The organism is Kitasatospora sp. NPDC057542 (assembly GCF_042801945.1).
Taxonomy (GTDB): domain Bacteria; phylum Actinomycetota; class Actinomycetes; order Streptomycetales; family Streptomycetaceae; genus Kitasatospora.
This window is the reverse complement of the sequence record NZ_JBHVFE010000215.1, coordinates 1-14,447: the sequence shown is the minus strand read 5'-3', so window position 1 is coordinate 14,447 and position 14,447 is coordinate 1. Positions and strand designations below refer to the sequence as shown.

Annotated in this window: 11 protein-coding genes; 3 read left to right on the top strand and 8 right to left on the bottom strand. The window is 74.5% G+C overall.

Annotated features, from left to right (window positions below; all coding sequences use genetic code 11):
• Positions 1–243: 243 nt before the first annotated feature.
• From lipA to ACFU7Y_RS24975, 5 genes are all read right to left on the bottom strand, one after another.
• Positions 244–1,197, bottom strand: a complete 954-nt coding sequence (gene lipA, locus ACFU7Y_RS24995; RefSeq protein ID WP_224283948.1) for a lipoyl synthase — start codon at positions 1,195–1,197, stop codon at positions 244–246.
• Between the two features lie 168 nt (positions 1,198–1,365).
• Positions 1,366–2,136 carry a lipoyl(octanoyl) transferase LipB gene (gene lipB / locus ACFU7Y_RS24990; RefSeq protein ID WP_374120090.1) on the bottom strand — a complete coding sequence of 257 codons (771 nt, stop codon included), beginning with the start codon at positions 2,134–2,136 and terminating at the stop codon, positions 1,366–1,368.
• Positions 2,137–2,292: 156 nt separating this feature from the next.
• Complete coding sequence (locus tag ACFU7Y_RS24985) at positions 2,293–4,203, bottom strand: helix-turn-helix domain-containing protein (protein WP_380769703.1); 1,911 nt, start codon at positions 4,201–4,203, stop codon at positions 2,293–2,295.
• A gap of 67 nt (positions 4,204–4,270) precedes the next feature.
• Positions 4,271–5,671 (bottom strand): MFS transporter, encoded by a 1,401-nt coding sequence (locus tag ACFU7Y_RS24980; RefSeq protein ID WP_380769702.1) that lies wholly within the window; start codon positions 5,669–5,671, stop codon positions 4,271–4,273.
• Positions 5,672–5,823: 152 nt separating this feature from the next.
• On the bottom strand, positions 5,824–6,585 hold the full coding sequence (locus tag ACFU7Y_RS24975) for a 3-hydroxybutyrate dehydrogenase (protein ID WP_224284501.1): 762 nt from the start codon (positions 6,583–6,585) through the stop codon (positions 5,824–5,826).
• A gap of 368 nt (positions 6,586–6,953) precedes the next feature.
• Here ACFU7Y_RS24975 and ACFU7Y_RS24970 point away from each other — a divergent pair, with 368 nt between their 5' ends.
• Positions 6,954–8,816, top strand: coding sequence for a regulator (locus ACFU7Y_RS24970; protein WP_380769700.1), 1,863 nt, complete (start codon positions 6,954–6,956; stop codon positions 8,814–8,816).
• Positions 8,817–9,186: 370 nt separating this feature from the next.
• Here the strand turns inward: ACFU7Y_RS24970 and ACFU7Y_RS24965 are convergent, their stop codons facing one another.
• On the bottom strand, positions 9,187–10,518 hold the full coding sequence (locus tag ACFU7Y_RS24965; RefSeq protein ID WP_380769699.1) for an FAD-dependent oxidoreductase: 1,332 nt from the start codon (positions 10,516–10,518) through the stop codon (positions 9,187–9,189).
• A 503-nt stretch (positions 10,519–11,021) separates the two neighbouring features.
• Positions 11,022–11,927, bottom strand: coding sequence for a TIGR01777 family oxidoreductase (locus ACFU7Y_RS24960; RefSeq protein ID WP_224284289.1), 906 nt, complete (start codon positions 11,925–11,927; stop codon positions 11,022–11,024).
• 86 nt (positions 11,928–12,013) lie between these two features.
• On the opposite strand from ACFU7Y_RS24960, the gene ACFU7Y_RS24955 reads away from it, so the two are divergent.
• Together ACFU7Y_RS24955 and ACFU7Y_RS24950 are read left to right on the top strand one after the other, a co-directional pair.
• The gene (locus ACFU7Y_RS24955; RefSeq protein ID WP_380769697.1) at positions 12,014–12,511 is read left to right on the top strand and encodes a GNAT family N-acetyltransferase; all 498 of its coding nucleotides are present in this window, start codon (positions 12,014–12,016) and stop codon (positions 12,509–12,511) included.
• Between the two features lie 227 nt (positions 12,512–12,738).
• Positions 12,739–13,812 carry a DUF2510 domain-containing protein gene (locus ACFU7Y_RS24950; RefSeq protein ID WP_224284293.1) on the top strand — a complete coding sequence of 358 codons (1,074 nt, stop codon included), beginning with the start codon at positions 12,739–12,741 and terminating at the stop codon, positions 13,810–13,812.
• Positions 13,813–13,818: 6 nt separating this feature from the next.
• Here the strand turns inward: ACFU7Y_RS24950 and ACFU7Y_RS24945 are convergent, their stop codons facing one another.
• The gene (locus tag ACFU7Y_RS24945) at positions 13,819–14,334 is read right to left on the bottom strand and encodes a DUF4240 domain-containing protein (protein WP_224284291.1); all 516 of its coding nucleotides are present in this window, start codon (positions 14,332–14,334) and stop codon (positions 13,819–13,821) included.
• Between the last annotated feature and the right edge of the window lie 113 nt (positions 14,335–14,447).

Sequence of the window (14,447 nt, the reverse complement as noted above, 5' to 3'; positions counted from 1 at the left end):
GGCCGGGGGCCAGCAGCACGCTCTCGGCGAACCGCAGGGCCACCCCCATCGACCGGATCCGCATCCGCATGCCGAACAGCTCCTCTCCTGGCTGAGATGGCTGAGAAGAATCGAACGCTCACCAGGCGTCCAGAGTCCCCACTCCGTGTTACCAGCCCGTGACCAGGCAGTCAAAGCACGGTGACGCCAAAGGGCGGAGCCGAAGCTCCGCCCTTCCCATGGCTTGAACCGGTCGGGGGACCGTCAGACCGCGGCCTGCTCGCGCCGCTCCAGCGCCTGCCGGTACAGCCGGCCGGCCCGGTACGAGGACCGCACCAGCGGGCCCGACATGACGCCCGCGAAGCCCAGCTCCTCGGCCTCCTGCTGGAGTTCGACGAACTCCTGCGGCTTCACCCAGCGCTCCACCGGGTGGTGGCGCAGCGAGGGGCGCAGGTACTGGGTGATGGTGATCAGCTCGCAGCCGGCGCCGACCAGGTCGGCCAGCGCCTGGCTGACCTCCTCGCGGGTCTCGCCCATGCCCAGGATCAGGTTGGACTTGGTCACCAGCCCGGCCGCGCGGGCCTGGGTGATGACGTCCAGCGAGCGCTCGTAGCGGAACGCCGGGCGGATCCGCTTGAAGATCCGCGGCACCGTCTCGACGTTGTGCGCGAGCACCTCGGGGCGGGAGGAGAAGACCTCGGCCAGCTGCTCGGGCACCGCGTTGAAGTCGGGGATGAGCAGCTCGACGCCGGTGCGGCCGGCCTCGCGGCCGGCGGTCATCGCGTGCACCTGGCGCACGGTCTCGGCGTACAGCCAGGCGCCGCCGTCCTCCAGGTCGTCGCGGGCGACGCCGGTGATGGTGGCGTAGTTGAGGTCCATGGTGACGATGGACTCGGCGACCCGGCGCGGCTCGTCGCGGTCGAACTCGGCGGGCTTGCCGGTGTCGATCTGGCAGAAGTCGCAGCGGCGGGTGCACTGGTCACCGCCGATGAGGAAGGTCGCCTCGCGGTCCTCCCAGCATTCGAAGATGTTGGGGCAGCCGGCCTCCTGGCAGACCGTGTGCAGCCCCTCCTTCTTCACCAGCGACTGGAGGGCGTTGTACTCCGGGCCCATCTTCGCGCGGGTCTTGATCCACTCGGGCTTCCGCTCGATGGGGGTCTCGCTGTTGCGGACCTCCAGGCGGAGAAGCTTCCTGCCGTCGGGCGCGACAGCGGACACGTGCGACTCCTAGAACTAGACGGGGTACCCCCAGGGTACGCCTGTGGTTGTACGGCCTTCGCCGGGCCTGTCGCCCGGCAATCGCAGGGCAACGCGGCTACCGGTCAGTAGATTCCCAGTGGCCGCCGGGACTTCCGGCGGCCGTCAAGGGGAGGGGTTCGGCGATGTTCAGCGGCTCGGCGCCGGCTCCGGCAGCTCGGCCAGGACCTCCGCCAAGTGCCGCTCGACCACCGGCGCCGCCTCGGCGACCGGCAGTCCACGCTTCAGCTCGCCGGTGAGCGAGGCGACGCCCGCGTCCCGGATGCCGCACGGGACGATCTTGTCGAACCAGGTCATGTCCGGGTCGCAGTTGAGCGCGAAGCCGTGCATGGTCACCCCGCGGGCGACCCGCACGCCGATCGCGGCGAGCTTGCGGTCGTCCCCGCGCTGACCGGCGTTGGAGGGCGCGTACTCGGGGCCGGCCAGCCGCGGGTCGATGCCCAGGGGCAGGCCCATCCGCAGGGTCAGCTTGCCGATGTCCACCACCTGCGCCGGGTCCACCACGGCGTCCGGGATGGACTCGCCCAGCACCCAGACCCCGCTGCGGCCCTCGACCCGGGTGGACCCGATGCCGAACTCGCCGGCGGTGCGGATCAGCGCCTCCTCCAGCCGGCGGACGTAGGCGATGACGTCGATCGGGTCGGGCAGCTTGACGATCGGGTAGCCGACCAGCTGGCCGGGGCCGTGCCAGGTGATCTCGCCGCCCCGGTTGACCTCGACCACCGGGGTGCCGTCCAGGGGGAGGTCGGCGGGGTTGGTGCGCTTGCCCATGGTGTACACCGACTGGTGCTCCAGGAGCAGGACGGTGTCGGGGATCTCGTCCGCGACCCGCAGCGCGTGCAGCCGCTGCTGCTCCTCCCAGGCCTCCTGGTAGGGCACGGTCCGCTCACCTATGCCCATGCGAACAAAACGCACGTTCTCGCTCACCGTCTTGCGCTCCTTGCCGGGCGTTCGAGACCAACCTCGCCACTGTACGCCCAGCCTGCCCGAACCCCTTCAGCCGCCCGCGAGCAGCCGTCGCAGCCCCGCTCGGCTCCCCGCGGGCCACTGCCCCGCTCAGCTCCGCGCGAGCAGCTGCAACCGCAGCGCGAGCTGGAGCTCCAGCGACCGCTCCGGCTGGTTCCAGTCCCGTCCGAGCAGCGCCTCGACCCGGTCCAGCCGCTGGACCACGGTGTTCACGTGGACGTGCAGCTCGTCCTTGGCCCGGGTCAGGCTGCCGCCGCAGTCGAAGTAGGCGCGCAGGGTGCGGACCAGCTCGGTGCCGCGCCGGGTGTCGTACGCCAGCAGCGGGCCGAGCGTCGCGGCGACGAAGTCGTCCACGTCGTGGCCGTCGCCGAGCAGCACGCCGAGGAAGCCGAGCGCGCGGGCGGAGGCGCCCTCCCCGGCGCGGCCGAGCACCCGCAGCGCCCGGACGCAGCGCAGGCCCTCGCCGTAGGAGGCGGCCAGCGCGGACGGGCCGGCGGCCGGGCGGCCCGCGCCGACGGTGACCGGGAACCCGGCCAGCCGGGCCAGCCGTTCGGCGGCCTGCCGGGCGGTCCCCTCGGGGTCGTCGGTGCTGCCGGTCTCGACGGGCGCCAGCAGCACCACCGTCTCGGCGTGCTCGGCGCTGACGCCCCGCGAGCCGAACAGGTAGCGCCGGGCCGCGCCGGCCAGCCGGCCCCGGTCCTCGTCCTTCCCGTCGGCCGGTTCCGCGACCAGCACCAGGTGCGGCCGGGCGAGGTCGACGCCGAGCCGGCGGCCACGCGCGGTGAGCCCGGCCGGGTCGCGTTCGGGGGCGGTCAGCAGGTCGGTGAGCAGTTCGCCGCGGACCCGGTTCTCGGTCTCGGCGACCGAGCGGCGCAGAAGCAGGAGCAGCGCGGTGACCACGCTGGCCCGCTCGAACAGCCGCCGGTCGGCGTCGTCGAGGTCGGGCCGGCCGCGCAGCACCATGGTGCCGAGCGCGTCGTGCCCGGCCAGTACCGCGCAGACCCACTGCTCGCCGTGCCGTACGGACCGGCCCTCGGCTCGGGAGGCGGCGACCGCCTCGGCCAGTTCGGCGGCGGGTGCGGAGCGTCCGGCCAGCGGTTCGCCCTCGGCGTCCAGGACCGCTATCTCCCCGCCCAGCAGGGCGGCGACGGCGGCGGCGACGTCGGGGACCTCGGCGCCGCGCAGCACCAGGTCGGTGAGCCGGTCGTGTGCCTGCTCGGCGCGCTGGACGGCGGCGGAGTGGGCCCGCACGAGCTCGTTGGCGGCGTTCAGCTCGGCGAGCGCGGCCCGGGTGTCGGCCAGGGACTTGGCGGTGTCCAGGGCGATCGCGGCGTGCGCGGCCAGCGAGCAGAGCAGCGCGACCTCGTCGGGGGAGAAGGCGCGCGGCGTGCGGTCGGCGGCGAACAGCACGCCGATGACCTGCCCGCCGAGCAGCAGCGGCACCCCGATGATCGCCACCAGGCCCTCGTCCAGTACGCCCGCGTCGATCGTGCCGGTGTGGTGGAAGCGCTCGTCGGTGCGGTAGTCGGGGGTGGCGTAGGGGCGGGCGGTCTGTGCGACCAGCCCGCCCAGGCCGTCACCGAGGCTCAGCCGCAGGGTCTGGAACAGGACGGAGACCGAACCGTCGGTGACCCGCATGTAGGTGTCGCCGGCGGCCTCGTCCGGCAGGGTCAGGTAGGCGGTGTCGGTGCCGAGCAGCATCCGGGCCCGGCGGACGATCGCCTGGAGCACGGTGTCCAGGTCCCGGGAGGCGGCGAGGTCCCCGGCGGTGTCGAACAGGGCGGTCAACTCGGCTTCGCGGCGCCGGTGTTGACGCAGGGTGCGATGGACCCGAAGGGCCTGCCAGGTGGCGTCGTCGATCTCGGCGAGGACGGCGGCCGACGCCCCGCGGCGGCGGGCGTCGGCCAGCACGTCGGCGAAGTCCTCGGTGGCGGCGCCGGAGGCGAGCAGGTCGAGCAGCCGCCGCAGCGCGGGCGCGGCGCTTTCGTGAGGGTGGTTCATGGTGCGTGCTGCCAATCGGCGTCGGTTCCGTCGGTTCCGAGAAAGCGCGATCGTATCGGCTGGGTCCTCAGGTGGCGGCGGGCTTCCCGGCCGCCGCGGCGTCCGCCTCCTGGCCCGCCCCGCCGTCCTGCACGTCCCCTCCCGCGACCTCCGCGAGGTCCCGGCCCCTGGTCTCCCGGCCGCAGAGCACCGCCAGCACGGTGATCGCCGCCGCGATGGCGACGTACACCGCGATGGGGGTGGCGCTGCCGTAGTCCCTGAGCAGCGCGGTGGCGATCAGCGGCGCCGGGGCACCGGCCGCCACCGAGGAGAACTGGGCCCCGATCGAGGCGCCCGAGTACCGCATCCGGGTCGCGAACAGCTCGGAGAAGAAGGCGGCCTGGGGCGCGTACATGGCGCTGTGGAAGACCAGGCCGACGGTCACGGCGGTGACCAGCGAGCCGAAGGACTTCGTGTCGACCAGACCGAAGAAGACGAAGGCCCAGGCGCCCACCCCGACCGCGCCCACCAGGTACACCGGCTTGCGCCCGACCCGGTCGGACAGCGCGCCGAACAGCGGGATCAGCGTGAACTGGATCGCGGAGGCGATCAGGACGGCGTTCAGCGCGGTCTGCTTGGAGAAGTGGGCGTGGGTGACGGCATAGGTCAGGACGAAGGTGGTCATGACGTAGTACGAGATGTTCTCCGCCATCCGCGCACCCATGGCCACCAGCACCTCCCGCCAGTGGTTGCGCAACACCTCCACCAGGGGCGGCCGTTCGGCCGTCCGACGCTCCTTCTGCCGCTGCTGCTGCGCCGCCAGCGCCTGCTTGAACAGCGGCGACTCGTCCACCGCGAGCCGGATCCACATCCCGACCACGACCAGCACCGCCGACAGCAGGAACGGCACCCGCCAGCCCCACGCCAGGAACGCCTCGTCCGACTGCACCGCCGTCATCAGCGACAGCACCCCGGCGGCCAGAAGGTTCCCGGCCGGCGCCCCGCCCTGCGGCCAGGACGCCCAGAACCCCCGCCGCCGCTGGTCGCCGTGCTCCGACACCAGGAGCACGGCGCCGCCCCACTCACCGCCCAGCGCGAAGCCCTGCACCAGCCGCAGCACCGTCAGCAGGACCGGTGCCGCGACCCCGATCGAGTCGTACGTCGGCAGCAGCCCGATCGCCGTGGTCGACCCGCCCATCAGCAGCAGGCTCACCACCAGCAGCTTCTTCCGCCCGACCCGGTCCCCGAAGTGGCCGAACACCAGCGCCCCGAGCGGCCGCGCCGCGAACCCGATCGCGTAGGTCAGGAAGGACAGCAGCGTCCCGGTCAGCGGATCGCTGTGCGGGAAGAACAGCCTCCCGAACACCAGCGCCGCCGCCGTTCCGTACAGGAAGTAGTCGTACCACTCGATCGTCGTGCCGATCAGGCTCGCGGCTACCACTCTCGGGAGTGAGCTGCTCGCTGTCGTACCTCGCGCAGAGGCGTTCATGGCCACCACTTCCAGAACCAGGGGGAGACGATGTCGCCACAAGGTAGGAAGCACCCGACCCCGGGACTATGTGGGTGGCTCATACAGTCCCGGGGTCGAATGTGTCTGACAGCTCTATGAGAGGGGCGGTCGGATCGCGGAGCGTTCCCCGCTCAGTGCGCCGTCCAGCCACCGTCGACGGGAAGGCTGGCGCCGGTGATGTAGGAGGCGGCGGGGGAGCAGAGCCACAGGGCGAGCTGGGCGACCTCGTCGGGTTCGATGAGGCGCTTCACCGCGGTGCGGTCGAGCATGATCCGCTCGACCACCTCGTCCTCGGGTATGCCGTGGGCGAGCGCCTGGGCGGCGATCTGCTTCTCCACCAGCGCAGTCCGGACGTAGCCCGGGTTGATGCAGTTGCTGGTGACGCCGTGCGGCGCGCCCTCCAGGGCGACGGTCTTGCTCAGGCCCTCCAGCGCGTGCTTCGCGGTGACGTAAGCGGACTTGAAGGCGCTGGCGCGCAGGCCGTGGACGGAGGAGATGTTGACGACCCGCCCCCACTCCTGCGCGTACATGTGCGGCAGGGTGCGGCGCAGGATGCGGAACGGGGCCTCGACCATGACGCGCTGGATGAGCGTGAAGCGGTCGGGCGGGAACTCGTGCAGGGGCGCGACGTGCTGGAGGCCGGCGTTGTTGACGACGATGTCGGCGTCGTCCGGCAGGGCGTCCACGGCCCCGGGGTCGCCGAGGTCGGCGACGATCGCGCGGCCGCCGATCCGCTCGGCGAGCTCCTCGGCCGGGCCGGCCGCGAGGTCGACGACGTAGACCCGGGCGCCGGCCTCGGCGAGGGCCTCGGCGCAGGCCCGGCCGATGCCCGAGGCGGCCCCGGTGACCATGGCCGTGCGGCCGGCGAGCGGGCGGGCAGTAGAGGTGTCCATGGCCGAGAACGGTAGGAATCCGACGGCCCCACTCCCATGTGGTGGGCCGCCACAGCATCCCGCCGAGCTGTGGTGCTGTCCGCCATGACGCCGGAGCGAGGCCCGAACGGCGGATCGACCCTCGGAGAGGCCCTCGGAGGGGCCTCCGGAACGGCCGACGGTTCGGCCCCGGAGGACCAAACCCAACCCGAGTCCGCTTCCCCACAATGGGCGCGGTTGCTTCACCCGTTCGGTGGATTGCTCGGTCAGATCCACCCATAGCGCCCGAATGCTCGCTACATTCACGCCGATTCCCGACAGGGGGCGCCGCCCCAGGCCGCCGAAGTGCTGGTGAAGCCCGGTGCGACGTCCGAGAGGTGTTGACAGACATGCCCCAACGGCCTGCAACCGACAGCCCGGCGTACGGACCGCTCGACCCGCTCGGCCAGCACCGAGGGCCGGTCGGCCGGACCCTTCCGGACGCCCCCGACGCCCTGACCGCCGACACGCTGACCGCCGACGCCCCGGACGCCGACGACCTGCGGCTGCCGGTGCAGGCCACACCCGACCGGCACGAGAACCCCGTCGCGCCCGCGCCCGCGCCCGCCCCGGCCCGCAGCGGCCACTCCGGCCCGGCCCCGCAGAACGGCCAGCTCGCGGCGCTGATCGAGGAGGCCGGCTTCTCGCACGCGGGCCTCGCCCGCCGGGTCGACCAGCTCGGCCTGGAGCACGGCCTCGACCTGCGCTACGACAAGACCTCGGTCACCCGCTGGCTGCGCGGCCAGCAGCCGCGCGGGGCCACCCCGGCGCTGATCGCCGAGGTCTTCACCCGCCGGCTCGGCCGCCGTCTCACCGCCCAGGACCTCGGCCTGGACGCCTGCGCCCCGGTCTACGCCGGCCTGGAGTTCGCCGAGACGCCGCAGGAGGCGGTGGACATCGTGGCGAGCATGTGGCGCAAGGACAACGGCCCGCAGTCCGAGCTGCGGCGGATCGCCTTCACGCCGGCCGGCCTGGTCGTCCCCAGCCGGGACTGGCTGATCGGCCGCACCGACGAACGGGTCGCCCGGGACGGTTCCACCCTGGCCCGGCCGGACGCCGCCGCCGGCCCGCCGTCCGGCAGCGCCACCTCCGCGGCCATCACCGGTGCCCCGGCGCCGGGCGCGCCCGGCGCGTCCCCCGGGAGCCCGGCGCGCGGGCCGGCCCCCGGCGCTCCCACCGCCCGCAGCACCGCCGGGACCACCGGCACCGCCCCCACCATCGGCCGGGTGCCGATCCAGAGCCGCCGGCCGCCGGTCGCCGTCGAGCCGCCGTACACCGACTCGGCCCGCGAGTCCCGTCCCACCCTGCGGGTCGGCCGCGGCGACATCGCCGCCATCCGCGCCGTCGGCGACCTCTTCCGCGCGCTGGACCACGCCTACGGCGGTGGCCACGCCCGCCAGGCGCTGGTCCGCTACCTGGAGAGCGAGGCCGAGCCGATGCTGCGCGGCCGCTACGGAGAGCAGATCGGCCGGGCCCTGTTCGGCGCGGTCGCCGACCTCACCAGGCTGGCCGGCTGGACGTCCTTCGACATCGCCGCCCACGGCCTCGCCCAGCGCTACTTCGTCCAGGCGCTGCGCCTGTCCCAGGCCGCCGGGGACCGGGCGCTCGGCGGCTACGTGCTGGTGACGATGAGCCAGCAGGCCGTCCACCTGGGCCACGGCCGGGAGGCGGTCCAGCTCGCCCGGGTCGCGCAGCAGGGCGTGGGCACCGCCGTGCCGCCGGTGGTCCAGTCACTGATGCACGCCGCCGAGGCACGCGGGCACGGCCTGCTGGGCGACGTACGGTCCTGCACCACCGCCCTGGTGCGCGCCGAGCGCTCCCTGGCGGCGGCCCGGACGGGCGACGAACTGCCTTCCTGGGCGCGGTACTTCGACGAGGCCCAGCTCTCCGACGAGTTCGCCCACTGCTACCGCGACCTCCAGCAGTGGCGGACCGCGGCGCAGCACGCCGAGAAGTCGCTGCGGCTGCGCTCGCCCGCCTACGCCCGCAGCCGGATCTTCTGCCGCCTGGTGCTGGCCACTGCCCGGCTCGGCATGGGGGACCTCGACGAGGCCTGCACCATGGCCACCGACGCGCTGCGGGCGGCGGGGGAGATGCGCTCGGCCCGCTCGCTGGAGTACGTCCGGGACTTCCACCGCCGCCTCACCCCCTACCGCGGCAGCCCGGTGGCCCGCGCCTTCGAGGAGACGGCCCGCCAGGCGGGAGTGATCTGACCCGGCGGGTGCGTGGGGAGCGGGCCCGCGGGCCCGGCGTGCGGAGGGCCGGGCCTGCCGGCTCTCGGCGGCCCGGACCCGTGGCTGCTCCGCGTCGGCCGCCACCGGGCGGCCTCGCGCTGCCGCGCGCCCGCTCGCCGGTGTGCCCGCGCCGAGCACCACGGACACCGCGACCGGCCACGCGGCGCCCGCCCGTTGCGGCGGGCCGCCGCGCAGCTTGCCGAAGCCGATCTCGCAGCCGGCCGGGAGCAGGATCCGATGACCGGTCAGGACAGGTGCCCCGGCACCCTGGCACACCGTCGGTCTGTCACCCCGGCAGACCGCTGGTGCGTCCGGGCACCTCGAAGGGCCCGGCAGTGGGCCCGGGCCGTCAGGCCGCCACCTCGGCCTCCCGGGCGTCGGCCGGAAGGCCGAGGTCGCTCAGCACCGCCTGCGCCGCCCGCCGCCCGGAGACCAGCGCGCCCTGCACGGTGCTGGTGTCCCGGTGGTCCCCGGCGACGTACAGCCCGGCCAGCAGCCGCACCGGGCGGCGGGGGTTGTGCGGCGGCGGCATCGCGGGCAGCGCGTCCGGGACGTGCCGCACGCCGAGGAACTGCCAGCCCGACGTCGAGCTGCCGTAGAGCTCGGTCAGCCGGGCCCGTACGGCCGGCTCCAGCCCGGCCGGGCCGCCCACGTCGAAGGCGCGGCGCCCGAGCACGGTGGTGGCGATCAGCGCCTGGCCGGCCGGGGCGTAGGACGGGTGCAGCTCGCTGAGCACCAGCGAGTGCGAGACCAGCGGCGGGTGCCCGTTCGGCCGGTCGCCGTCGAGCAGCAGGACGGCCTCGGCCAGCGGGGCGGCGTCGGCCGCGTGGTAGAAGGTCGTGACGGGATGGAAGTCCGGCAGCCGTAGCCCGGGCAGCAGTTCGGCGGCCGAGCGGGCGTCGGTCGCGACGATGACGGCCTGGGCGCCGATCCGCCCGTGCGCGAGGGTCTCCACGCCGTCCGCGGCGATCGAGGTGACCTGCACCCGGGTGCGGACGGTGCCGGCGGGCAGGGCGGCGGCCAGCTGGGCCGGTACTGCTGCGATCCCGTCGGCGGGCAGACAGGGCCGCCCGCGCGCGTACGAGCGCAGCACCAGGTCGGCGACCCGGCTGCTGGTGCCGAGTGCCGGATCGGAGAGCAGCGCGCTGAGCAGCGGGCGAAGGAAGCCGTCCACGGTGCGCTGGGCGAGGCCGTGCCCGGCCAGCGCGCGGGCGGTGGTGGTCTCCGGTCGGGTCGGGAGCCGGCCGACCGGGGTGGTGGCGAGCCGGCCGAGCCAGCCGGCCAGCCGGGCCTTGTCCAGCGGGCTGCCGAGCGGGGCACGGGTGGCGGCCTGCCGGGCGACGGCCAGCTGCGGGTCCCCGGCGCGGTAGCGGCGGCCGGCACTGTGCACCAGTACGCCGGGCGCGAGCGGGCGCAGGTCGAGGCGGTCGAGGTCGAGCGCGCGGCGCAGCTCGGGGAAGGCGGTGTTCAGCAGGTGGCTGCCGTCGTCGAGCCGGAATCCGTCCTGCTCGCGGGTGGCCATCCGGCCGCCGATCCGGTCGGTGCTCTCCAGGACCTGAACGGCGAGGCCGTGGCCGGTGAGCGCGCGGGCGGCGGCCAGGCCCGCGAGTCCGGCGCCGACCACGACGACGTCCGGGTCGGACGGCCGGCGGGCGCGGCGGGTGAAGTCGTACGTGGGCACTGGCGTGCTCCCTCCCTGGTCCCGGGGCTCCGGCCGACGCAGGCAGCGGGGTGCCGGGACACGGTCCGTGGAGGGTGATGCCCAGTCAGTGTGAGCATCAGACAAGCCCATCGGACCGGATCCGGGGCCGGGGAGGGTTGCGCGGCGCCAGGCGGGGGCGCGGTCACGGACAGTGCGCCGCGGCGGCCGGGTTCGGGGGTCGGCGGGCGCGTACGGTCACCGGGGGCGTGCGACGCGCCCGCCATGTGCTCCCGTGCGCCCCCTCCTCGGGCCCCCTCGGACCCCGCTCGGCATATGCCCCTGGCCAGGGCAGATGCCGTAGTCGGAGTACGTACCGGCTCCGCGCGACGTGTGCGCACGCCCACCCGTTCGGCGCGCGCGGCCGCCTCGTGCGCCCCGCCGCCCAGCACCCGTCCCGGCCCGCGCACCCGTCCCGGCCCGCGCACCCGTACCGTCTCCAACACCCGTCCTGCCGACAGCACCCGTCCCGGCCGGCGCACCCGTCACATGGCCGCGAGCACCGCCGAGTACACGTCCGGGTGGGTGAAGCGGAAACCCGCGTCCAGCAGCCGCCGCGGCAGCACCCGGTGGCTGCCGACCACCTCGATCGCCAGCTCGCCCAGCACCGCCTTCAGCACCGCCTCCGGCACCGGGAACGGCGTCGGCCGCCTCAGCGCCCGGCCGAGCGCGGTGGTCAGCTCGGCGTTGGTCACCGGGTTCGGCGCGGTGAGGTTGAAGGCGCCGGAGAGGTCGTCGTGGTCGATCAGGAACCGCAGCGCGGCCACCTCGTCGTGCAGCGAGATGAAGCTCCAGTACTGCCGCCCGCTGCCGAGCCGACCGCCCAGGCCCAGCTTGAACAGCGGGAACAGCCGCGCGCCCGCCCCGCCGGCCGCGGACAGCACCAGCCCGGTGCGGGGATGGACGACCCGGATCCCGGCCCGCTCGGCCGGCCGGGCGGCGTCCTCCCACTCCCGGCAGACCTCGGCCAGGAAGTCGTCGCCGGCCGGGGAGTCCTCGTCGATCACCCGGTCACCGGTCTGCCCGTACCAGCCGACCGCGGAGGCGCTCACGAGGACCTGCGGCGGCTCCTTGAGCCCGGCCAGGGCGACGGCCAGCGTCTCGGTGCCGTACACCCGGCTCTCCCGGATCTCCCGCTTGTAGGAGTCCGTCCAGCGGTGGTCGCCGACCCCGGCGCCCGCCAGGTGCACCACGGCCTGGACCCCGGCCAGCCCGTCCCGCTCGACCTCGCCGAGCAGCGGGTTCCAGCCGATCGCGGTGCTGCCGTCCGGCCGTGGGCCCGTCTTCGACCGGTGCCGGACCAGCCGGACCACCTCGTGGCCGTCCGCCAGCAGGGAGCGGACGAGCGCCGAACCGATCAAACCCGTGGAACCCGTGACAGCGATGCGCATGCGCCCATCCTCGCAGCTCCCGCGTGCTCCTGCGGCGTTCCCCGACCGCCCGTCACGTTCGCATGCACGCCGTTAGCATGACCCGCATGCCTGACGACGATCTGATCATCCGTACGGCGCGGAGCGAGGACGAGCGCGAGCTCGCCGTCCTCAACCACGCGTCCTGGTCATTCCTGTCCGACGTCTCCCCGGAACCGCCCGCCGAGGACTCGGTCTTCGACGAGCGGCACACCCCCGAGCAGTTCCTGCTGGCCGTGCTGGAGGGCCGGATCGTCGGCTACATCCGTCAGGTCCCGTCCACCCCGCTGGCGTGCAACCGGCACGTGCGGCAGATCCAGGGCCTGGCCGTCGACGGCACCGTCCGCGGCCGGGGCATAGGCCGCCGGCTGGTCGAGGCGGCCTGCGCGGCGGCCCGCGCCGAGGGCGCCCGCAAGATGAGCCTGCGGGTGCTCGGCTGGAACGCCCCGGCCCGCCGGCTCTACGAGAGCTGCGGCTTCGTCGTCGAGGGCTCGCTGGCCGAGGAGTTCCTGATCGACGGCCGGTACGTGGACGACATCTGGATGGCCCGCCCACTGGCCGACTGAACCCCGCCGGTCACCCGACCGGGCGCACCGGGCCCACCGGGCGCACCGGGCCCACCGGGCGCACCGGGCCCACCGGGCCCACCGGGCCCACCGGGCCCACCCGTCAACCACCCGCCGACGGTCCGAACAGGCCTGCCGGAAGCGGTGGTTGGCCGCCTGCCGGGTGGTGCAGAGTCGTGACGATCCCGCCCTGTCCGGACCGCCTCCGCGCCGGGTACCGTACGCCCGTGAGCAACTCGACGCCTCCCGGGTGGTACCCGGTCCCGGGTGCGAACGGCACCCCCGGTCACGAGCGCTGGTGGGACGGCAACGCCTGGACCAACGAGGTCCGGCCGCTCCAGGGCGGCGTCGCGGGCGGGCTCGCCGACGCACCCACCCAGACCTGGCAGCCGTCCGACCAGCGGCCCGGCTACGGCTACCCCGGCGGCCCCACGGCCCCGGCCTACGGCTACCCGGGCCAGGACGGCTCCCCGGCACCCGGATACGGCTACTCCGGCCAGGACGCCTACAAGGGCCAGGCCCAGGGCGGCCACCCGGTCCAGGGCCCCGGTTACGGCTACCCGGGCTACCCACCGCCGGCCCCGGCAGCCAAGCCGAAGACCGGCCTGATCATCGGCATCGCGGTCGCGGTGCTGGCCGTGGGCGGGATCGTCGCCGGGATCGCGTTCAGCGGCGGCGACGACCCGCGGGCGGAGCCGACCCCGGACCCCACGGTCACCGTGACCCAGAGCAGCAGCCCCAAGGCGAGTCCCAGCCCGACCGTGCCCACCAGCAGCCCCACGGTGCCCAAGCCCCTGCCGGCGGTCAAGAGCACCGTCCCCGACGCGCAGCACGCGATCACGGTGCCGGTCCTCGACGGCTGGGAGGTGTCGAGCAACCCGCCGCACTCGACGGTCTACCTCGGCACCGGCCGCTACACCTGCCCGGACGGCAGCTCCTGCATCCGCGGCCAGTTCTCGGTCGAGAAGGACACCATCCAGGGCTCCTCGCCCAAGGCGGCCGCCGACGCCCAGATGCCCGTCTACGCCGGGCAGATCTTCTCCGGCGTCAGCTCGCACACCGACTCCGGCTCCGGGTACGTCAGCGTGGCCGGGGTGCTCGGCTACGCCACCCGCTGGCACATCCGCACCACCGACGGCACCCAGGGCTACGTCCTGCTGGCCGCCCTCCCGGCCAAGGGCGGCGGCTACGTGGTCATGGAGGGCGGTGTGGACGACAACCCGGCCGCGCCGGACGTCTCGGTGCTGGACCAGATCCTCAGGGGCATCAGGCAGGACAGCTCCTCCGGCAGCAGCACCTGACCCGCCTCAGTCCCCGTACCGCTCCCAGAGCCTGGGGAACCGCTTCGCCATGACGTCCGGGTCGTCGAAGTCCAGGGCCGGTCCGGACGGCCGTCCGGTCTGCCGCCCGCCCACCTCGGACAGCGGCAGTCCGGTCAGCTGCTCGTACGCCTCGTCGGCGGCGTAGCCGAGGTCCTCGGCCTCGCCGTCCTCCTCCTCGTCGAACTCGGGCAGCAGGTCCGCCAGGTCGTCGGGTTCGGCCAGCCCGCCCTCGAAGACCTCCCGGCCCTGGCCGATCAGCCAGTACCTGAAGTAGTCGAAGGTGTCGTCGGAGGCGCCGTCGAGCAGCAGGTAGGCCGCGCCCCACAGGTCGTAGCGGTTGGCGCGCTGAAACCGCGCCTGGAACAGCCGGGCGAAGTCGATCACGTCGTCCGGGGTCAGCTGGAGGAGCCGTTCCACCAGCAGGTCGGCCTGCTCGTCGGGGTCGCCGTCCGCGGCGTCCCGGGTCTCGTCGATGATCTGCCAGAAGTCCGTCTCGTCCATCACCGCTCCAGCATCCCCGGTCGGCCGCGTCCGCGCATGCCGCGACTCGGTGCGGGCCCACGACCCGGTGCGGCCAGGGGCCGGGAACGGCGGAACCCCGCGCCGTCCGGGGA